This window comes from Umezawaea sp. NPDC059074 (genome assembly GCF_042738955.1).
Lineage (GTDB): Bacteria > Actinomycetota > Actinomycetes > Mycobacteriales > Pseudonocardiaceae > Umezawaea.
Genome location: NZ_JBHYHC010000158.1, coordinates 1 through 20,378, shown reverse-complemented (window position 1 = coordinate 20,378; position 20,378 = coordinate 1). Strand labels below are relative to the sequence as shown.

Here is a 20,378-nt window from a genome sequence, read left to right as displayed (position 1 = left end):
GAGCAGGCGGCCGACCTTGGTGCTGAGCACGTACTCGTCGCGGGGCCGGGACGCCAGCGCGGCGCCCAGCCGCCGTTCCGCGAGCCCGAGCCCGTAGTGGGGCGCGGTGTCGAAGTACCGCACCCCGGCGTCCCAGGCGGTGTCCACGATGGCCGTGGCGGACGGCCCGTCGAGGGTGTCGTACAGGTCGCCCAGCTGCGCGGTGCCCAGGCCGATGGCCGTCACCTCGACAGCGGACGAGCCGAGTCGGTTCCGCCTCATGCGGACCGGTTGACGGCTCGCCACGCCTCGTACTCGGCGCGGCTGTTCGGGCTCAGCGGGTAGTAGTCGGACAGCCGCGCGCCCTGCTCGATGCGCATCCGGCTGAACTCCTCCCAGTTCTCGTGGTCCTCGGCGTCCACGACCAGGTCGAGCGCCTTGGACGACGGCACGATCACCGCCCCGTCGTCGTCCGCCACGACGACGTCGCCGGGCAGGCAGAGGACCCCGCCCGCGGCGATCGGCACGTCGTAGGCCCACGGGAAGAGGTCGGTCTGCGAGGCGTAGTGCGGCGTGGTGCCCGTGCACCAGATCGGCACGCCCAGTTCGCGCACCCGCTGCACGTCGCGGATCCGGCCGTCGACCACGATGCCCGCGCCGCCGCGCCGCTTGAAGTAGCGGACCAGCATGTCGCCCAGGCACCCGGTGAACCGGCTGCCGTACGCCTGGATGACGAGCACGTCGCCGGGCTGCACCGTCTCCAGCACGGCCCACAGGGCGGTGTGGCGCTCCACGTACTCCTGGCCCAGGCCGCTGGCCACGTCCTCACGCTGCGGCATGAACTGGAGCGTCAGGGCCGATCCCACGACCCGGTTGCCGACGTCGAGGGCGGTCGGGCCCTGCACGGCGGTGCGGGAGATCCCCATCCCGTGGAGCTTCGCGCACGCCGTCGCGGAGCTGATCCTGCCCATCCGGCGGATGACGTCCGAGTCGGCCCGCGTGAACGCGTCTCCGCGCACCGGGAGAGGCCAGACCTGCGATTGCGGGGTCTCGGTGAGCACTGGTGGTTCTCCTAGCTCTCGTGCGGGGAAAAGCTCTGGTGCGACGGCGTGTGCGCGCGTCGCGTGATCGACAGGCGGAGCGAGGTCCGCGTGAGCGGCGGCAGCGCGACCACGATGCGGGCCGACCCGACGGGCAGCGGCGCGCTCGGGGTGGTGACGGGCTCCAGGACGACGTAGGAGTGCGAGTCGCCGAGGCTGCCCGGCGCGGTCTCGTCGACCACGACGTGGTCGATCCGGTCCTCGCCGAACGCGCCCGCCTGCACGACGACCTCGCGGTGCTCGTCCGCGCCGAGGTTCACCAGGTCCACGCGAACGCCGTCCGCGTCGACCTCGCGCACCAGCGCGGCCACGTCCGGCGGCAGACCGGGTCGGCCGCGGAGCGCGTCGCCGTAGGTGACGCGGGCCGGTGCCAGGCCGCCGTTGTAGAGCGCGGGCGGGGCGCCGGTCGTCAACTGGGTCAGCACCTCGGTCACGACCGGGTTGAGCCGCTGCCACCAGTGGATGTCGTCGTCCGGCGGGCCGAACGGCGTGGCGCGCATCAGCGCCAGCCTGCGGCCGACCTGGCCGAGCGCGAGTTCCAGCGCGTCCTCGGGGTAGTCCGGGTTGCGACCGAGCAGGAACGACACCCACGGGGCCTCGTGGCCCTGCTCCTCCTTGTCGTGGAACCACTTCGTCGCGCGCCAGTCGAACCCGGCGTCGCGCTCCAACGACTCCAGCCGCGCCAGGTCGCGAGCGTCCGACGACAGCCACCACAGCCACACCGGGTAGATCAGCGGCACCGGGTGGAAGTCGAACCAGCCGTGCGACCCGTGCCGGTAGGGCACGAGCTGCACCGGGACGTCGTCGGGGACGCCCATCTTCTGCACCCAGCCCCAGCCCATGCTGCCCCTGGTCGCGACACCGGTCTCCACGACGCCGTGCGCGATCACCGTGTCGAGCGGGGTCCGGGCGAGGTCGAGTGCGTCGGTGCCGCCCGAGACGATCGTCAGGTTGGTGGCGGCGATCATCGCGGCGGACTCGACCGAGTGCAGGCCGTGCGGCCACGCCCAGCCGTAGTGGCCGCCGAACCAGTGGCCGTTCTGGAGTTCGCCGACGACGCCGTTCGGTCCGGCGTTGTCCGGCACCAGCCCGCCGTTGGCCGCGGCGCGGTCCCGCCACGCGCCGACGTACTCGGTGACCCAGTCGGCGAACTCCGGCTCGTTGTCGTAGAGCCACGCGTTGGTGACCAGCGAGGTGGCGGCCAGGTTCACGGCGGTGTCGCCGTGCCCCATGCGCTCCTGCATGGCGTCGCCCATGCGCCGCGCGTTCTCCGGCGACGCGAGGTCGCTCCACTCGGTGATGCCGTCGAGGTCGTCCAGCGGCAGCCCGTAGCGCTCCATGCCGACCTGGCTCGCGCTGTACTCGACCCACTCGGTCCCGAGGCCCCAGCGCGGTCCGCCGGACCCGTTGTGCGGCGCCACGATCACGCGCGCCTCCGGGTCGTAGTTGCCGGACGCCGGGTCGGAGTACAGCCGGGCGAACCTCTTGGCGCGCTCGCGGAAGGCCGCGTCGTCCGGGTCCGCCGCGCAGAGCGCGTAGAAGAAGTTCAGCGACTCGCCCTGGTGGAACCAGTCGTAGCCCAGCTCGTACTCGTCCTCCACGAACCCGAACTCGGTCATCTGGGCGGTGACGCCCTCCCAGTGGCGCTTGACCGCCGGGAGCAGGTCGTCGGCCCCGCCGAGCCGGTACAGCGTGGGCCAGTTGAAGAACGGCTCGTAGAAGTCGTCCACGCCGTCGCGGTGGTGCATGCGCCCGGCGTAGGTCAACCGGCCGTCGGCCTCGCAGTAGGTCGTCTCGAACTCCCGCCACGCCCCGTCGAGCAGCGCGAACAGCCGTCGTTGCAGCACGGCCCACGTCGGCGTCTCGTGCAGCGGTGTGGTGGCGGCGATCCGGTGGTACTCGGTCATGTCCGACTCACCCCTTGACCGCGCCGGAGGTCAGACCCCCGATGATCCGCTTCTGGAGGAACACGTAGAACACGATCACCGGAGCGGCCGCGAGGAGCATGTTCGGGTACACCTGCGTGTAGTCCGTGGACAGCTTGCTGATCGCCGCGTAGACGCCGGTGGTGACCGTGTAGACGCCGGAGGTCGGGCCGAGGATGAACTGGGGGTTCACGAAGTCCGACCAGACGCCGACCGAGTTGAGGATCACCGCCGTCGCGACGACCGGCCGCATCAGCGGGAAGATGATCCGCCAGAACGTGGCGTACAGGCCCGCGCCGTCGATCTTGGCCGCCTCGTCCAGCTCCCTCGGCACGCCCTGCACGAACGCGACGAACAGGAACGTCGTGGTCGGGATCGTCAGCGTCGTCTCGAACAGCAGGAAGCCGGGGATCGTCCCGATGAGACCGGTCGCCTTCAGCACGTAGATCACCGGGATCACCAGCGTCTGGCCGGGGATGAACATGCCCGCGAGCAGCACGAGCATCACGATCCGGTGGTAGCGCCGGGTTCCCCGCGCGATGGCGTAGGAGGCGGGCCCCACCACGACGAGGCCGAGCAGGTTCACCGCGACGACGAAGGCGATCGTGACCGCGTAGGCGCGGACCACGTTGAAGTCCGGCGACGTGATCGCCCGCGCCAGGTACTGCAACGAGAACCCGTCGTTCGGCCAGCCGAACGGCCGCGTGGTGATGTCCCGCTGGGACTTGAAGGCGTTGGTGATGAGCAGGTAGACCGGGATGGCCATCACGAGTCCGATGAGGACGTACGCGACGGTGCGGAGGGTCCTGGTGACGATCACGCGGACACCGCCTCCTCGCTGCGCCTGCGGGCGACGGTGATGCCCGCGGTGGCGATGATGATCACGACCATCAGCACGATGGACTGCGCGGCGCCGTACCCCAGCTGCGAGTTCTCGAACGACGACGTGAGGATGTTGTAGACGACGCTGCGCGTCTGGCCCGCGGGTCCGCCCGCGGTGAGCGCGAGGATCAGCTCGTACACGCGGAGCAGGCCGATCACCACGAGCACGATGTTCACCGTGACGGTGGGGGCGAGGACCGGCAGCTTGACCTTCCAGAACGTCTGCCACGGGGACGCGCCGTCCAGCTTCGCGGCCTCGACCAGGCTCGCCGGGATGGTCTGGAGGCCTGCCAGGTAGAGCACGACGTTCACGCCGAAGCTCGACCACATCACGACGACCGTGACCGTGACGGTGGCCCAGGTCGGGTCGGACAGGAACGGCAGCGCGTTGTCCTTGCCCAGCACGGCGTTGACCGCGCCGCTCGTCCCGAGGATCGACGACCAGAGGAAGCCGATGATCACGGCGCCGATCACGTACGGGTAGAACACCAGGACCCGCATGAACGCGTTGAGCTTGGTCAGCTTGTTCAGCAGCAGCGCGATGCCGAGCCCCAGGACGTTGCAGCCGATGGCGCCGACGACCGTGATGATCGCGGTGACGGTCGCGGCGTGCAGGACGGCGGGGTCCGAGGTGAGGCGGACGTAGTTCTTCATCCCGACGAACTTGGGCGGGTCGGTGAAACCGTCCCAGTTCGTGAAGCTCAGGTACAGCGCGATGAAGATCGGGACGATGATCAGGGTGGCGACGAGGACCAGCGGCGGGGCGAGCATCCCGAACTCGACGGCGGCCCGGCGGCGGCGTGCGCGGACGCGGCCCGCCTTGGTGTGGCTCGGGTTCTCGCCGACCGCCGGGGCGGCCGCGGAGGCGGCCGCCCCGACGGTCACCGTGCTACTGGACGGCATTCGCGTCCCACCAGGTGTCGAGTTCCGCGGCGGCCTGGCTCGCGGACTGGCCGGTGTAGAGCGACTGGACGACGGTGTTCAGCTGGTTGCCGAAGCCCGAGTTGATGCCGGGGCCGCTGGTGCCGTTCACCGCGCCGGGCGACTTGTCCAGGATCGCGGCGACCTCCTTGGTCAGCGGGCTGCCGTCGTAGGTGACGCCCTTGCGGAAGTTGCCCTCCGACTTCAGCGACGCCGCGATGGCGGTCTGGTCCGACACGAGGTACTTGACCAGTTCCCGAGCGAGGTTCTGGTTCTTCGACGCCTTGAGGATCGAGTACGGCTGCGCCATCCCGCTCAGCTGCTTGGGCGCCGATCCGTCCAGCGTCGGGGTCGGGAACGCGCCCGCCTCGAAGGTCGGCTTCGCCGTGTCCAGGGTGGACACCAGCCAGTTGCCCATGATGAACATGCCGGACTTGCCCGCGACGAAGTTGTCGATCGAGTCCTGGTACTTCTCGCCGAGGGAGTCCTTGGGGACCAGGTCGTCCTTGATCCAGCCCGCGTACGCGTCCAGGTACTTGGAGTACGCGCTGTCGGCGAACTTCACCTTCTTGGCGTTGCGGTCGAGGTACCAGGAGGCGTCCTCGCCGAGCAGGTCGGGGTTCGCGGCCATGGCGAACTGCGCGCCGGTGACCCACTCGCCCGCCGTCTGGAGCGGGACGTAGCCCGCGGCCTTCAGCTTGGTGAGCGCGGTGGTGAAGTCGGCCAACGAGGTCGGCGGGGCGGTGATGCCCGCCTTCGTGAAGGCGTCCTTGTTGTAGAAGACGACCGACTGGATCTGGGTGCCGGTGGCGACCTGCCAGGTGTTGCCGTCGATCGCGGTGGAGCCCGCGAGCGGGGTGTCCTTGACCCACTGCTCGTCCGGGAACGGCGCCATCTGCGGGGCGACGACGGGGTCGAGGTTGCTCGCGACGACGTCGGGGGTGGACCCGGAGGCCAACTCCTGCTGCAACGTCGACTGCACGTCCTTGCCGGACGGCGACTCGATGGTCACCTTGACTCCGGGGTGCGCCTGCACGAACGGCGCGACGAGGCCCTCGTAGTACTGCTTGGTGAGTGCGGGGCTGATGTTCGCGAGCATGCGGACCTCGCCGGTGAGCGAGGTGTTGCTGCTGCTCTCGCTCGTACCGCACCCGGCGAGAACGAGCGCGAACGTGGCGACGAGACCGAGGGCCTGCACGGCTCTCGCCGGTCGGGTGCGGCGGCTCATTGATCCTCCTTGACCAAGGCAATCGGCTATCGATAGCCGATTGGCGAGGAGCGTACGTCCGACCCCGAGGGCTGTCAAAGGCCGATTCGTTACCTGTTGTCAACACCCAGGGCACCGGAAGCGTGCGCGAAGAACGCCGCGCTCGCAGCCTCCGGATCCCCGGCTTCCAAGGCCGCGATCAGGTCGTCGTGCCACTCCACGACCGCCGCCCGGTCCCCCGTGTACGCGGGGTCGCCGATGGCGCGCTGGCTGACGAGCAGCGGTTCGAGCACGGCCCACACCCGCGCCAGCACCGCGTGACCGCCGATCAGAAGCACCCGTTCGTGGAACCTCATGTCGAGCGAGCGGAACTCCGCCCAGTCCCCCGCCGCGACCGCCGTCCTCATCTTCGCCACGATGTTGCGGAGGTCCACGAGGTCGCCGTTCGCGAGGCTCGAGATGGCGGACCGCGCGCCGACGCTCTCGATGGCCGCGCGCAGCTGGCGGGCGATCACGAACTCGTCCGGCGAGATCGCCGTGACGTAACTGCCGCGCCGGGGCTCGGACGTGACCAGGCCTTCGTGGACGAGCCGCTTGACGGCCTCGCGGACGGGCGCTTGGCTGACGTTCATGCCACGGGCGATCTCCGACTCCACGAGCCTCGACCCCGGTTCGCGCGAGCCGTCCAGGATCGACGCACGGAGGATGTCGTAGATGCGGTCGGACAGCAGGTCCTTGGAAAGTTCGACGTTCGCCATGCGCGCTACTCCTTGATCGATAATCGACAACTCTAGCCGCACGGACGACTACCCCGCGAGGCCGCCGACCGGCGACGACTTCGGCCGAAGGCCGTCCACGCGCGCCGCCGTCGTGCGGCGAATGTCCGAATCCGGTGATCAAGTACCCGGATCTCCTGGTCACACCCGTTTCCACCGAATGGAACGCGGGCGTTGACGGCGTGGGTCGGCGAGGTTACCTTCCCCGCTATCGATTAGCGATTGGATGTCAACGATGGATCACTTTCGCTCCCGGCTGGCCGTTCTCGTGACCGCGACGGCCGCCTTGCTCCCCTTCGCCGGACTCGCCTCCACGGCGCAGGCGGCGACCGGCCACACCTACTACGTCGCCACGAACGGATCCGACTCCCACTCCGGCTCCTCGGGTTCCCCCTTCAAGACCATCCAGAAGTGCGCGACGAAGGTGGTCGCGGGCGACACCTGCCAGATCGCCGGGGGCGACTACCGCGAGACCGTGACGCCCGCCCGCAGCGGGACCGCGAACGCCCGGATCACCTACCAGGCGGCTCCGGGAGCGCGGGTCACGATCAACGGCGCCGACCCGGTCACCGGCTGGGGCGTCGTCTCCCCCGCCGAACTCGCGGGCCTCCAGTCCGCCGACCCGTTCCTCGCGGCCTCCGAGTTCACCGCGGGCGTGCACGGCGGCCACATCTACCGGACCACCGTCACCCTGAACCCCGCTCTACCGGGCAACCAGCTGTTCTTCGACGGCAGCAAGCAGTTCGAGGCCCAGTGGCCGCACGCCAACGGCAACGAGACCTCCCCCAACTTCGCCTCCGCCCAGTCCGGCGACAACACGAGCCTGTCCGACACCGCGCTGACCCAGCCCGCGGGCTTCTGGACCGGCGCGCGGCTCACCGCGCACAACTGGTTCGTCAGCGACAGCGGCACCGTGACCAGCTCGACCATCGGCAGCGTCACCGCGCCCGGCATGGCTCCCTGCGTCGGCCTCAGCCCGAACCAGCGCACGAACTACACGCTCAGCGGCAAGCTCGCCCTCCTCGGCCAGCCCGGCGAGTGGTTCTACCAGGCGAGCACGCACAAGCTGTACCTGTGGTCACCGGACGGCGCGAGCCCCGCGAGCCACGTCGTCGAGGCCAAGCAGCGCAACGTCGGCATCGACCTGAGCGGCAAGTCCTACATCTCCGTGGTCGGGCTGGGCCTCAAGGCCACCACCGCCGTGACGTCGTCCACGTCGAAGGAGAACGTCTTCGACAAGATCACCGCCCGGTACGTCTCGGCGTACAACGACCTCAAGCAGGACCCGAACATGGTCACGACCCCGGACGGCTGCGCCGTGCTGACCGCCGGTGAGACCACGTCCGGCATCGTGCTCGACGGCACGCACAACGTGCTGCGCAACAGCCTGGTCGACGGCAGCGCGGGCAACGGCGTGCTGATGCTCGGCACCGCCAACACCGTCACCAACAACACGATCCTGCGCACCGACGCGCTGGGCAGCTACGCGGCGGGCGTCAACGTCCTCGGCTCCAACCAGGTGATCACCCACAACACGATCAACCAGTCGGGCCGCAGCTCCGTCAACATCGACAACAAGGTCTCCGGCCCGAAGGCGTCCGGCCACCAGATCGCCTACAACGACATGTCGAACTACGGCAACCTCGTGGTGGACGTCGGCGCGGTCTACGTCTGCTGCGCGGTGGACCTGGCGGGCACCGTCATCCACCACAACCAGTTCCACGACCCCGCGCCCCTCGCGGGCTCGGCACCGGCCCCCGGCGTCTACCTCGACCTCTCGACCTTCAACGCGACCGTCCACAACAACGTCGCGTGGAACCGCACCACCTACGGCGCGGTCCTGATCAACCCGAACGGCGGCTCCACCTCGGGCAACCGGATCTACAACAACACGTCCGGCACGGACACGAACGTCGCCAGCACCTTCGGCGGCACGTACACCGACACCGAGATCGTCAACAACATCGGCGTCACGGGCAACGACCCCGGCATCACCAACTCGAACAACCTGACCCCGGTCAGCTCGGCCCAGTACACCAACCCCGCCGTCTACGACTTCACCCTGAAGTCGACGTCCCCGGCCCGCAACGCGGGCGTCGTGAAGTCGCCCGCGACGGACGGCTTCACCGACCCGACCCCGAGCCTGGGCGCCTACCAGTACGGGGTGCCCAAGTGGTCCGCGGGCGCGGTGCGCACCTCGGGTCCGCTGATCGAGGCCGAGTCGTACACCTCCAGCAACGGCGTCAGCCCCCACCCCGCGGCCAGCGGCACCGTCGTGGGCAGCTTCGACGGCGGTGACTGGTTCGGCTTCACCAACGTGGACTTCGGCTGCGACAGCGACCTGTTCACCGCGAACATCGGCGTGGACGACCAGTACGCCAACAAGGGCGTGGAGATCCACCTCGACAGTGTCACCGGCCCGGTCATCGGCGTCCTGTACGTCAACGGCACCGGCGGCTTCGACACCATGGCGAACCAGTCGGTCTCCATCCGCCCGACCAGCGGGAAGCACAGCGTCTTCCTGACGGCTTCCGGTGGCCAGCCCGGCTTCGGCAACGTGGACAGCTTCTTCGTCTCGCGGACCCGCTAGGCAAGGCCGAGCCCGGTGCCGCCGCTCCCCCCGAGCGGCAGCACCGGGCTCATCGGCGGCGCGACACGGCGAGGTGCGCCTTCTCGCCCTGCGGACCGACCAGGGTGACCAGTTCGGCGGGCCGCTCGTCGGCGCTGCCGATCCAGTGCGGGATCCGCGTGTCGAACTCCGCGGCCTCCCCGGCCCGCAGCACGAACTCCCGCTCGCCGAGCACGAGCCGGACGCCGCCGTCGAGCACGAAGAACCACTCGTGCCCCTCGTGGGTCTTCAACGCGGGCTCTCCCCAGCGCGACGCGGGCGGGTACACGACCTTGAAGGCCTGGAGGCCCCCGGCCCGGCCGCTCAACGGCACGAACGTCATCCCGTCGCGCGTGACCGGGCGGAGGTGGACGCGCGGATCGCCGGTCCGGCGCACGCCGACCAGGTCGTCGAGCGCGACGCCGTGCACCCGCGCCAGCGGCAGCAGCTGCTCCACGGTCGGTCGCCGCAGGCCGTTCTCCAGCCGGGACAGGGTGCTCGCGGTCAGCCCGGTCTCGGCCGCCAGCTCGGCCAGGGTGGAGCCGCGGGATCGGCGCAGCGCGCGCAGCCGTGGCCCGAAGTCGTCCGGCACGGTGTCCTGGTGGTCGTCCATGGCCGCAATCTTGCCGATCGGCAACGGGGTTCGCCATCCGGCCCGTCGGCGGAAAAGACTGCGCGCCGGACGACGATCCCGAGGGGGAACCGGCATGGACGACCCGCTCCACGACGTGCGCGCTCGACTCGACGCCACGCTGGACGAGCACCGCTCCGCCCTGCACGACTGCCTGGACGGGCTGGACGAGGAGGAGGCCAGGAGGTCGCTCGTGCCGTCGCGGACGACGTTGCTGGGCCTGGTCAAGCACGTGACGTACGTGGAGGAGTTCTACTTCGACCACTGCGTCACCGGTCGCGCGCTCGGGCCTTCCGCCACACCGGACCGGTCGTTCATCCTCACCCGGAACGACACCATCGCGTCGATCCGGGCCGCTCACCGGGCGGCCTGCGAGAGGTCCCGGCGGATCGCGGCGGGACTCGCGTTCGACGAGGTCGTGACCGGGCGCGGCGAGCAGCCCGTGTGGTCGCTCTACCTGCGGACCGAACGCGACCTGGCGCAGCACTGCGGCCACGCCGACATCCTGCGCGAGCAGATCCTGGCGGCACGGTGGTGAAGGGCGCGGCAGGGGTGCCGCGCCCTTCGCTCAGTACGGCCAGCCCGGAACGTTCAACCGGATGCTGTACAGCCCGAAGTTGCCGTTGTCGCCGCCCGTGGAGGGGATTCCGGACGTGATGAACAGGGTCTTCCCGTCCGGTCCGCCGAAGGCGGCGTTCGTGGCGTTGCGGCCCGCCGAGATCGTGCCCAGCGCCACCCCCGCGGGCGAGAAGACGTGGACCTTCCCGTCGCCGTAGGTGATCTGGTAGACGTTCCCGGCGCAGTCGACCGTGCCGCCGTCGGTCCCGCCCAGCGACGCGAAGTCGGCGCGCGCGCCGGTGCTGCCGTCGGCGTTGACCGGGTAGCGGTAGACCTTGCCGGTGGCGTTGCCGCCGACGTAGAGGGTCTTGCCGTCCGGGGACAGCTCGATCCCGTTCGGTTCGCGGATCGTGTCGTCGATCAGCGTGACGACTCCCCCGCTGACGCGGAAGACGCCGGTCTTGCCTCCCATCTGGTCGGGCCGGTCGGCGCGCTGGAAGTCCGGGTCGGTGAAGTACACGGTCCCGTTCGCGCCGATGGTGACGTCGTTCGGCGAGTTGAACCGCTTGCCCTGGTAGGACGACGCGAGCGTGGTCCGCTGCTTCGTCGCCAGGTCGTACGACGAGACGGTCCGCTGGTCGTGCGTGGCCGCGACGATCGACCTGCCGTCGCGGCTGATCGCCAGGCCGTTGCTGCCCGAGTTCGCGATGAACGTCGTGAACGCGCCGGTCGACAGGGTGTACCGCAGGATCTCGGACGGCTGCACGTTCTCCGCGCCGGTGCCGTCGCGCATGTTCGACAGCAGCAGGGTCTGCGTGGCCGCGTCCCAGGTCGGGCCCTCCAGGAAGGTGAACCCGTCCTTGATCTTCGTCGCCGCGAGGGTCGGCGAGGGCAGCGGGCTGCCGAACGGTCCCTGCGGGCAGGGTCCGCCGGACGGCGGTGGCGCGGTGGGCAGCGCCCACTGCTGGTTCGCGCCGGTCGAGCACGCCCAGAGCTGCAACTTGGTGCCGTCCGCGCTGGAGACGCCGGTGGCGTCCAGGCACTTCTGCGCCGCGGCGTTGACGAGCCTGCCCGCGTCGGCGGTCCAGCGCTGCGCCGTCGTGCCCGCGCAGTCGGAGATCCGGACGACGGCCCCGTTGGCGGTCCCGGCCGCGTCCAGGCACTTGCCCAGCGCGGAGACCGAGCCGTCGTCGCGCGCCGACCACTGCTGCGCCGCGCCGCCGTTGCACGTCCACAGCTGGACGCGCGTGCCGTTGGCGGTGCCGCCGTCGACGACGTCGACGCACTTGCCGCCGAGACCGGTGATCGTCCCGGTGGCCGCGGCCGAGGCCGGGGCGGCGGTGAGCCCGGCCAGGGTCACCGCCGCCGCCACGAGCGCGAGTCGCCTCACGCCGGCACCGTCCAGCGCTGCTGGGCCGCGCCCGTGCAGGTCCAGATCTGGAGCTTGGCCCCGTCCGCGGTGCTGCCGTCCTTCACGTCGAGGCACTTGCCGCTGCCGACGTTGACGAGCTGCCCGGACGACGACCGCGTCCACTGCTGGTTGCCGCCGCCGAAGCAGTCCCAGAGCTGGACCGCCGTCCCGTCCGCGGTGCCGCTGCCCGTGACGTCCAGGCACTTGCCGAGGCCGCGCACGGTGTTGTCGGAGCCCACGGTCCACTGCTGGTTCGGGCCGGAGGTGCAGGTCCACAGCTGCGGCTGGGTGCCGTTGGCGGTCGAGCCGCCGGTCACGTCCAGGCACTTGCCGCCGAGACCGGTGATCGCGCCGGTGCCGCCGGTGGGCGGCGGGGTCGTGCCGCCGTTGCCCGGCCACGTGAACGTCGCCATCGAGCCGCCGGGCAGGGAGTAGCCGAACGACTGGCCGCCGAAGGAGACCTGGAAGTTCTGCGTGCCACCGGTGTTGACCGCGACGAGCACGATCGTGCCGTCGGGGTTGCGGAACGCCACGTTCTGGATGCCGCCCTCGCCGAAACCGGTCGAGTCGATCCGGACGGCCCCCGGCTGCACGAACTTGCTGAGGTGGCCGAGGACGTAGTACTCCGCGTTGTACGTGACGCTTCCACCGTTGGTGGTGACCACGCCCATGCAGTTGTCGCAGCTGCCGATGACCGGGCCGTGGTTGTTGTCCAGTGCCATGTTCCACGTCGTCACGGTGCGGGCCCAGTTGCGGGTGGTGCCGATCGCGAGGTTCATCCCCTGCCACCGCAGGGTGTCCCGGAACGTGGCCGCGTCGGTGCCCGACGACGTGCCGGAGCACTCGGTGAAGAAGATCTCCTTGCCCGGTTGGGCGTTGCGGACCGTGGACTGGCCGGACGGGTTGCCGCCGTAGCAGTGCCACGCCGAGCCGACGACGTTGCCGCCCGCGCTGGTGTTGACCGTCTGCGCGTAGGTCGTGTCGTCCCAGTTGTGGTCGTAGCCGAGGAGCTTCGTGCTCAGCCCGGCCGCGCGCAGCTTCGGCACGAGGGTGTTGATGATGCTCGACTGCTGGCTCGCGGACATGAGCATGCCGGGGTAGCCGGGCGGCGAGAACTTCGGCTCGTTCTGCACGCTCAGGTACGAGATCGGCACGCCCGCGGCCTGGTAGGCCTGGACGAACTTGACCAGGTAGTCGGCGTACACCCCGACCCGGCTGTCGTTGAGGGAGCCGCCGATGAGGTTGTTGTTGGTCTTCATCCAGGCGGGCGCGCTCCACGGCGTGGCCATGACCGCCAGCTTCGGGTTCAACGCCTTGGCCTGCTTGACCAGCGGCAGGATGTAGGCGTTGTCGTGCGCGACGGAGAACCGGGACAGGCTCGGGTCGGCCGCGCCGTCGTCGTAGGTGTAGAAGGACCGCGAGAAGTCGGTCGCGCCGATCGGCTGGCGCAGCCAGCTCAGGCCGACGCCGCTGCTCGGGTTGAACAGGGCGTTCATGATCTCGTCGCGGCGGGGCGAGTTGAACACGTTCCACGCGGCCGCGTCGGTGAACGACGCCCCGAAGCCCACCATGGACTGGTAGGTGGTGTTCGGGTTGACCGTGATCACGGGACCGCTGCCGCCGGTCCCGAACGAGACGTTCCCCTGTTGCCGCAACAGGTTGGACTTGTCGGCCGTGGTGAGCCAGACGCTCGCGGTCGTGGCCGCCATGGCGGGCGCGGCCGGGGCCGCGACGGTCGCGGCGACGACGGCCGTGACGAGGGCGACCACCCGCCCCCGTGTGCGACGTCGTGCGGTGCTGGGTGTCGAGGGCATGGCGCTCCTTGCAGGATGGGAGCAATCTCCGGACGACGGGTGACCCGGACCTGCCGTCAGCGCCGTCGCCGCGGCCGAAGTTATCCGAAATAACTAGGGCCGACAAGGTCTAGACCAGATACCGGTCCGACACCGGCACCCGGCCGGACGACCGTGCGCCCGGTCACGGTTCCTGACGGTATGGAGAACTCACTGTCCCAGGAGGTGACCGATCAACGCCCGGCGGCAAGGGGCCAGGTAGAAGTGGTCGCCGGGGAACACCCGGAGGTCGAACGCCGCCGACGTCAGCTCGGCCCAGTCCCGTGCCTCCTCGACCGTCACCTCCGGGTCCCGGTCGCCCAGCACGGCGGTGATCGGGCAGTCGAGGACCGCGGACGACGGCCGGTACGTCTCGACCACGCTGCTGTCGGCCGCGAGCGTGGCCAGCACCATCGCGCGCAGCTCGGGGTCGGTCAGGGGCGTGGTGATGCCGAACCGGTGCAGCGCGGCCAGCAGCGCCGCCTCCCCGTCGAGGCGCACGGGCCTGCTGTGGCGCGGGGCCTGCCTGCCGGAGACGACCAGCCGGGCGGGGGCAGAGCGGACGGCGGTCTCGTAGGCCACGGCCGCGCCCATGCTGTGCCCGAAGTACGTGCGCGGCGTGGAATCCAGCCGACCCAACGCTTCCACGACCCCGTCGACCAGACCTCCCATCGTGGTGTGGGCGGGGTCGGCGAACCGGTCCGCCCGGCCGGGGTACTGGACGGCGACGAGTTCGACGTGGTCCGGCAGGTCGGCGGGCCACTCCCGGTACGCGGCGGCGCTCCCGCCCGCGTGCGGGAAGCACACCCACCGCTCGGTGGCGTCCGGGCGCGGCACGAAGGTCCGCAGCCACCGGCTCACCGGTCGCGCTCCGCCCACAGGCTCCGGGCCAGCTCACGCGGTGTCGGGTGGCTGAGCAGCGCCGTCAGGGTGAGCGGTCGCCCGGTGGCCGCGGTCAGCCGGTCGCGCAGCTCGACCGAGGTCAGCGAGTCCAGGCCCAGGTCGCCGAACTCCGCGTCGGCCGCGACCGGGCCGGGGTGCCCGAGCGCGGCGGCGGTCTCCGCGCGGACCAGGTCGACCATCGCGTCCTCGTCGGCCACGGACGTGACGGGTGCCGGCGTTGAGCGGGGCGTCGCCAGGTCGGCCGCGACCACCGCCGGGTCCACGCCCGCCAAGGCGGCGTCGAACAGCGAGAGTCCGGTGTGGACGGACATCGGCCGGAGTCCCCTGTCTGCCAGCCTTTGCCGGTCCCGGTGGGTCAACCGCTCGGTCATCCCCAGGTCGTCCCACCAGCCCCAGGCGATGGCACGCCCGGCGAGTCCCGTCGCGCTCCGGTGCCGGGCCAGCGCGTCCAGGAAGGCGTTGGCGGCGGCGTACGCGGCCTGCCCCGCCGTGCCGATCGAGCCCGCGAGCGACGAGTAGAGCGTGAACACGGGCAGGTCCCGCGGGACGAGGGTGTGCAGGTGCCAGGCGGCGTCGATCTTGGGGCGCAGCACGGCGGCGAGGTCGGCGGGGTCCAGCGCGGCCACGGTCGCATCGCGCAGCACGCCCGCGGCGTGCACGACCCCGCTCAGGTCCGGGATCGTGGCCAGTAGGTCCGCGACCTGCGCCGGATCGGCCAGGTCGTGGGCGACGACCCGGACGCTCGCGCCGAGCGCGGTCAGGTCCGCGACTCCGGGGGCCTCGGGTCCGCGGCGGCTGACGAGCACCAGCCTGCGCACGCTGTGGCGGACCACGAGGTGCCGGGCGAGATGGGACCCGAGCGCCCCCGTCCCGCCGGTCACCAGAACGGTTCCCGATGGGTCGAACGACGTGCGGCCCGCGGCGACCGGCACCAGAACCGGCACGTGCGGCACGCCACCCCGGAAGACGACCTCGTCTCGTCCGGTGACGGCCGTGGGCACCGGGTCGGCCGAGTCGGTGTCGACCAGCGCGATCCGGCCGGGATGTTCGGTGGCCGCCGTGCGCCACAGGCCCCACAGCGCGGCCGCCACCAGGTCGGGAGTCGCCGTGGTGGCGTGTCGGGTGACCAGGACGAGCCGCTCATCACTGCCACCGAGAACACGCTGGAGGAGCGCCAAGTGCTCGGCCAGCACCCGGTGCACGGTCGGCACGACGTCGCCCTGGGTCGGTGTGTGCTCGACGACCACGGTGTCGGACGAGTCGGGCACGGGATCGAGCGTGACGGGAGTCCAGTCCCACCGGCGCAGCGGAACGGCGTCCGGCAACGGGCGCAGCAGCAGTGAGTCGACGGTCAGCACCGGACGGCCGCGGTCGTCCTCGACGTCGATGGCGACCCGGTCGGGCGCGAGCCGGGCGATCCGGGCGCGCAGCCCTCCCTCGGCCCGCCGGTGCACGGTGACGCCCGTCCAGGCGAACGGCACGCGCGGCACGTCGTCGACCAGCACCGCCTGCACCACGGCGTCGAGCACCGCCGGGTGGAACAGCGCCGCGTCCGCGACCCGTTCGCCCGTGGGCAACTCCACGTCGGCGACCAGGTCAGCGCCCAGTCGCCGCACGGTCCTCAGCCCGCGGAACGCCGGTCCGTGCTCCAATCCGGGCCGGTCGTGGTGGCCGGTGAGGTCGACCGGGTCGCCCTCGTCCGGCACGGCGACCGGTGTGACGGGCACACCGCCGAACGAGCCTTCGGCGTGCGTGGTCCACGATCCGCCGGTCGCGGGCCGGGCCTCGACGCGGAACGCCCGCGCCACGACGACCACCCGCACGTCCACGTCCGCCGTGACCTCCAACGGCGTGGTCAACACCAGTTCCGCCAGCCTGGCCCCCTCCCCCGCCCGCAGAGCCAGTTCGAGAAACGCCGTGCCGGGCAGCAACGCCCGCCCGCCGACCACGTGACCCGCGACCTCGGCGACCGTGACCCGTTGTACAAGTGCGGGGCGGGAATCGGTGGTCAGCCAGTACCGCTCCCGCTGGAACGCGTACGTCGGCAGCGGCACACGTTCGCCCGGCAGAACTTCGGCCCAGCGCACCGGGACACCGTTGGTGTGCAAGCGGGTCACCGCCTGCACGAGGGTCTCCGCTTCGGGCTTGCCTCGGCGGGACAGCGCGACCGCACCGGCCAGCGGCGCGAGCGTCGCGTCCGGGCCCAGTTCGAGCATGGTGGTGACGCCGTGGCGGCCGGTGAGCGCGTCCACGGCGTCAGCGAACCGCACCGGCTCCCGCGCCTGGCGCACCCAGTACTCGGCGGAGCCGAGGTCCGCCACGGCCCCCGTCAGCGTCGACACGATCGGGATGGTCGCGGGGTGGAAGTCCAGGCTCTCGGCCACTTCCCGCAGTCCGGCGAGCGCGGGCTCCACCAACGCCGAGTGGAACGCGTGCCGGACGCGCAGCCGGGTCGTGCGGTGGCCCTCGGCCGTGAGCCGGTCCACGACCTGCTCGACCTCGTTCACCGGCCCGGAGATCACCACGGCGTCGGCCGCGTTCACGGCGGCGAGCGACACCGTCCCGGTCACCAGAGGCACGACCTGCGCCTCGGACGCGCGGACGGCGACCATCGCGCCACCCTCGGGCAACGCCTGCATCAGCCGTCCGCGCGCGACGACCAGCGCGGCGGCGTCGGGCAGCGACAGGACCCCGGCGACGTGCGCGGCGGCTACCTCACCGATCGAGTGCCCAACGAGGTGGCTTGGCCGCAGGCCCCAACTCTCCAGCAGGCGGAACTGGGCGACCTGGAGCGCGAACAGCGCGGGTTGGGTGAACTCCGTGCGGTCCAGTAGGTCCTGAGTGGACAATGCGTCGCGCGGCGGCGGCAACACCGAGCACACCTCGTCGAACGCCCGCGCGAACTCCGGGAACGCTTGGTACAGCTCGGTTCCCATGCCCGTGCGTTGTCCACCCTGGCCGGAGAACAGGTACGCCAGACCACCGGCCCCGGCCACCCCGCGCACCAGTCCAGGGTGGTCCCAGCCGTCCACGAGGGTGTCCAGCAGGTCCAGGAGATCGCGTCGATCGGTGCCGACCAGTCCGGCCCGGTGCTCCCAGGCCGTCCGGGTCGTGGCCAACGAGTGCGCCAGGTCCGCCACCGACTCGGGATGGTCGCGCACGTGGCTCCGCAGCCGCGCGGCCTGGTCCCGCAGCGCGTCGGCGGACCGGGCGGACAGCAGCCACGTCAGCACCGGCGGCGCGGGCCGGTGGGGAACGACCGGCGCGGGTGGCGGTTCCTCCACCACGAGGTGCGCGTTCGTGCCGCTGATGCCGAACGACGAGACGCCCGCACGGCGCGGACGGTCGGTCGCGGGCCACGGCCGTGCGGTCGTGAGCAGCCGGACCGAGCCCGACTCCCAGTCCACGTGCGGTGTCGGCCGGCCGACGTGCAGGGTGCGCGGGAGGACGTCGTGCCGCATCGCCATCAGCACCTTGATCACGCCACCGACCCCGGCGGCGGCCTGGCTGTGGCCGATGTTCGACTTCAGCGACCCCAGCCACAGCGGCCGGTCGGCGGCGTAGGCGGCCAGGACGGCGTTCGCCTCGATCGGGTCGCCGAGCGCGGTCCCGGTGCCGTGCGCCTCCACGACGTCCACGTCACCCGCGGTCAGGCCCGCGTCGGCCAGCGCTTTCTCGACCACTCGCCGCTGGGCGGGGCCGCTGGGGGCGGACAGGCCGTTGCTGGCCCCGTCCTGGTTGACCGCGCCGCCCCGGATCAGGCCGAGCACGCGGTGGCCGTCGCGCACGGCGTCCGAGAGCCGCGCGAGCACCAGCACGCCCGCGCCCTCGGCGAGCCCCGTGCCGTCCGCCGCCTCGGCGAACGACTTGGCACGGCCGTCCGGGGCCAAGCCGCCCTGCCGGGCGAACTCGGTGATCGTGCCGGGCGTCGACATCACCGTCACGCCGCCCGCCAGCGCCAACGACGTGTCGCGGGCTCGCAGCGCCCGGCACGCCAGGTGGATCGCCACGAGCGACGACGAGCAGGCGGTGTCCACGGTGATCGCGGGTCCGCCGAGCCCGAGCACGTAGGAAACCCGGCCGGAGACCACGCTGTTCGCCGCCCCGGTGAGCCGGTGCCCCTCGACCTCCGGCGGCGACTCGTGCAGCGCGGGCCCGTACTGCTGCTGGTTCGCGCCGGTGTACACGGCGGTGTCGGAGCCTCGCAGGATGGCCGGGTCGATGCCCGCGTGCTCCAACGCCTCCCAGGTCACCTCCAGCGCGACCCGTTGCTGCGGGTCCATCGCGAGCGCCTCGCGCGGGGAGATCCCGAAGAACGCCGCGTCGAAGTCGGTGGCGTCGGCCAGGAACCCGCCCTCCTTCGAGGCCAGGCGGCCCGCCAGGTCGTCGAGGTCCCAGCCGCGGTCGGTCGGGAACCCGCCGATCGCGTCCCGGCCCTCGTGCACGAGGTCCCACAGGTCGTCGGGCGAGCGGACGCCGCCGGGGTAGCGGCAGCCGATGCCGATGACCGCGATCGACTCGTCGGACTCCAGCTCCCGCAGGCGTTCCCGCGCGGTGCGCAGCTCGGCGGTGACGCGTTTGAGGTAGTCGACCAGGGTCGCCTCGTCGGTCATCGCGCCCCCAACTCCTCGTCGATCAGCCGGAGCAGCTCCTCCGGGCTCGCCGCGTCCAGGTCGGACGCCGGGGCCTCGGCGGGGAACAGCAGGCCGCCGACGAACGCCGCCAGTTCGGTCGGGGTCGGGTGGTCGAACACGGCCGTGACCGGCAGCCGGAGCCCGGTCGCGGTGTTCAGCCGGTTGCGCAGCTCGACGGACGTGAGCGAGTCGAACCCGAGGTCCCGGAAGGCCCGGTCCGCGAGCAGCCCGTCGGGTTCCGCCAGCCGCAGCACGACCGCCGCCTGCTCCCGCACCCACGCCAGCAGCGCGGACTCCCGTTCCGCCCGCGGCAGTTCGGCCAGCCGTTCCCGAACGTCCGCCGTGGGCCGAGCGGTGACCGGTGCCGCTCGCCGGGCGCGTGGACGGGAGGTCGCGGCTGCGACCAGGTCCGCCTCGGGGCGCAGGCGGGCCGCGTCGTAGAGCGCCAGACCGTCCGGTGTGGACAGCGGGGCCACGCCCGCCTCGGCCATCCGCTCCACGTCACGGGCGGCGAGGTGGTCGCTCATGCCGCTCGGCGACGCCCACAGGCCCCACGCGATGGCCTGCCCGGCCCTCCCGGACGCGGTCCGGTGGCGGGCCAGGGCGTCCAGGACCGCGTTGGCGGCGGCGTAGTTGCCCTGCCCCGGCACGCCGAGGACACCGGCGACCGAGCTGTAGAGCGTGAACTCGGCCAGGTCGAGGTGCCGGGTGAGCCGGTGCAGGTGCCACGCGGCGTCGACCTTGGGCCGCAGCACGGAGTCCAGGTGCTCGGGCGTCAGCGCGGCCAGCGTGGCGTCCCGCAGCACCCCGGCGGCGTGCACGACGCCGACCAGGTCCGGCAGGCCCGCGAGGAGGTCGGCGACCTGGTCCGGGTCGGCCAGGTCGTGCGCGGACACCGTCACGTCCGCGCCCAACGCGGTCAGGTCCGCCACCAGCTCGGCCGCCCCAGGGGCCTCCGACCCGCGCCTCCTCGTCAGGTGCTGGCTGCGGACACCGCCTGACTCGACCAGG

General features: G+C 71.6%; 15 protein-coding genes. 2 read left to right on the top strand and 13 right to left on the bottom strand.

The window, feature by feature from the left end; translation table 11 throughout:
- From ACFWW9_RS40510 to ACFWW9_RS40480, 7 genes are all read right to left on the bottom strand, one after another.
- Window positions 1-261, bottom strand: a 261-nt coding sequence (locus ACFWW9_RS40510; protein ID WP_390387974.1) for an aldo/keto reductase, incomplete at its 3' end; no start/stop codon positions are given.
- Window positions 258-998, bottom strand: coding sequence for a ribonuclease activity regulator RraA (locus tag ACFWW9_RS40505; RefSeq protein WP_390387973.1), 741 nt, complete (start codon window positions 996-998; stop codon window positions 258-260). The genes ACFWW9_RS40505 and ACFWW9_RS40510, both read right to left, overlap by 4 nt.
- A 53-nt stretch (window positions 999-1,051) precedes the next feature.
- Complete coding sequence (locus ACFWW9_RS40500; RefSeq protein ID WP_390387972.1) at window positions 1,052-2,986, bottom strand: hypothetical protein; 1,935 nt, start codon at window positions 2,984-2,986, stop codon at window positions 1,052-1,054.
- A 7-nt stretch (window positions 2,987-2,993) separates the two neighbouring features.
- Window positions 2,994-3,824, bottom strand: coding sequence for a carbohydrate ABC transporter permease (locus ACFWW9_RS40495; RefSeq protein ID WP_390387971.1), 831 nt, complete (start codon window positions 3,822-3,824; stop codon window positions 2,994-2,996).
- Complete coding sequence (locus ACFWW9_RS40490) at window positions 3,821-4,771, bottom strand: carbohydrate ABC transporter permease (RefSeq protein ID WP_390387969.1); 951 nt, start codon at window positions 4,769-4,771, stop codon at window positions 3,821-3,823. The genes ACFWW9_RS40495 and ACFWW9_RS40490 overlap by 4 nt, the downstream gene beginning before the upstream one ends.
- A 4-nt stretch (window positions 4,772-4,775) precedes the next feature.
- Window positions 4,776-6,035 (bottom strand): ABC transporter substrate-binding protein, encoded by a 1,260-nt coding sequence (locus ACFWW9_RS40485; protein WP_390387968.1) that lies wholly within the window; start codon window positions 6,033-6,035, stop codon window positions 4,776-4,778.
- Window positions 6,036-6,124: 89 nt separating this feature from the next.
- Window positions 6,125-6,772, bottom strand: a complete 648-nt coding sequence (locus tag ACFWW9_RS40480) for a GntR family transcriptional regulator (protein ID WP_390387967.1) — start codon at window positions 6,770-6,772, stop codon at window positions 6,125-6,127.
- Window positions 6,773-7,025: 253 nt separating this feature from the next.
- On the opposite strand from ACFWW9_RS40480, the gene ACFWW9_RS40475 reads away from it, so the two are divergent.
- Window positions 7,026-9,380 (top strand): carbohydrate-binding protein, encoded by a 2,355-nt coding sequence (locus ACFWW9_RS40475; RefSeq protein WP_390387965.1) that lies wholly within the window; start codon window positions 7,026-7,028, stop codon window positions 9,378-9,380.
- 49 nt (window positions 9,381-9,429) lie between these two features.
- Here ACFWW9_RS40475 and ACFWW9_RS40470 read toward each other — a convergent pair whose 3' ends face one another.
- A complete protein-coding gene (locus ACFWW9_RS40470; RefSeq protein WP_390387964.1) occupies window positions 9,430-10,011 on the bottom strand; it encodes a helix-turn-helix domain-containing protein in 582 nt (193 codons plus the stop codon).
- Window positions 10,012-10,105: 94 nt separating this feature from the next.
- Here ACFWW9_RS40470 and ACFWW9_RS40465 point away from each other — a divergent pair, with 94 nt between their 5' ends.
- Window positions 10,106-10,567, top strand: coding sequence for a DinB family protein (locus ACFWW9_RS40465; protein ID WP_390387963.1), 462 nt, complete (start codon window positions 10,106-10,108; stop codon window positions 10,565-10,567).
- A gap of 30 nt (window positions 10,568-10,597) precedes the next feature.
- On the opposite strand, the gene ACFWW9_RS40460 is transcribed toward ACFWW9_RS40465, so the two are convergent.
- The 5 genes from ACFWW9_RS40460 to ACFWW9_RS40440 all read right to left on the bottom strand — a co-directional run.
- Entirely contained in the window at window positions 10,598-11,977 is a 1,380-nt protein-coding gene (locus tag ACFWW9_RS40460; protein ID WP_390387962.1) for an SMP-30/gluconolactonase/LRE family protein, read from the bottom strand.
- Window positions 11,974-13,812 (bottom strand): ricin-type beta-trefoil lectin domain protein, encoded by a 1,839-nt coding sequence (locus ACFWW9_RS40455; protein WP_390387961.1) that lies wholly within the window; start codon window positions 13,810-13,812, stop codon window positions 11,974-11,976. Before ACFWW9_RS40455 ends, ACFWW9_RS40460 begins: the two co-directional genes overlap by 4 nt.
- A 189-nt stretch (window positions 13,813-14,001) precedes the next feature.
- On the bottom strand, window positions 14,002-14,691 hold the full coding sequence (locus ACFWW9_RS40450) for a thioesterase II family protein (RefSeq protein ID WP_390387960.1): 690 nt from the start codon (window positions 14,689-14,691) through the stop codon (window positions 14,002-14,004).
- A complete protein-coding gene (locus ACFWW9_RS40445; protein WP_390387959.1) occupies window positions 14,688-19,346 on the bottom strand; it encodes an SDR family NAD(P)-dependent oxidoreductase in 4,659 nt (1,552 codons plus the stop codon). Before ACFWW9_RS40445 ends, ACFWW9_RS40450 begins: the two co-directional genes overlap by 4 nt.
- On the bottom strand, window positions 19,343-20,378 hold a 1,036-nt coding region (locus ACFWW9_RS40440), incomplete at its 5' end, for a beta-ketoacyl reductase (RefSeq protein ID WP_390387958.1). The genes ACFWW9_RS40445 and ACFWW9_RS40440, both read right to left, overlap by 4 nt.

Excerpts from the sequence above, each read along its gene's own strand:
- ACFWW9_RS40500 (WP_390387972.1), bottom strand. The coding sequence starts at position 2,986 with ATGACCGAGTACCACCGGATCGCCGCCACCACACCGCTGCACGAGACG.
- ACFWW9_RS40485 (WP_390387968.1), bottom strand. The coding sequence starts at position 6,035 with ATGAGCCGCCGCACCCGACCGGCGAGAGCCGTGCAGGCCCTCGGTCTC.
- ACFWW9_RS40480 (WP_390387967.1), bottom strand. The coding sequence starts at position 6,772 with ATGGCGAACGTCGAACTTTCCAAGGACCTGCTGTCCGACCGCATCTAC.
- ACFWW9_RS40475 (WP_390387965.1), top strand. The coding sequence starts at position 7,026 with ATGGATCACTTTCGCTCCCGGCTGGCCGTTCTCGTGACCGCGACGGCC.
- ACFWW9_RS40470 (WP_390387964.1), bottom strand. The coding sequence starts at position 10,011 with ATGGACGACCACCAGGACACCGTGCCGGACGACTTCGGGCCACGGCTG.
- ACFWW9_RS40465 (WP_390387963.1), top strand. The coding sequence starts at position 10,106 with ATGGACGACCCGCTCCACGACGTGCGCGCTCGACTCGACGCCACGCTG.
- ACFWW9_RS40455 (WP_390387961.1), bottom strand. The coding sequence starts at position 13,812 with ATGCCCTCGACACCCAGCACCGCACGACGTCGCACACGGGGGCGGGTG.
- ACFWW9_RS40445 (WP_390387959.1), bottom strand. The coding sequence starts at position 19,346 with ATGACCGACGAGGCGACCCTGGTCGACTACCTCAAACGCGTCACCGCC.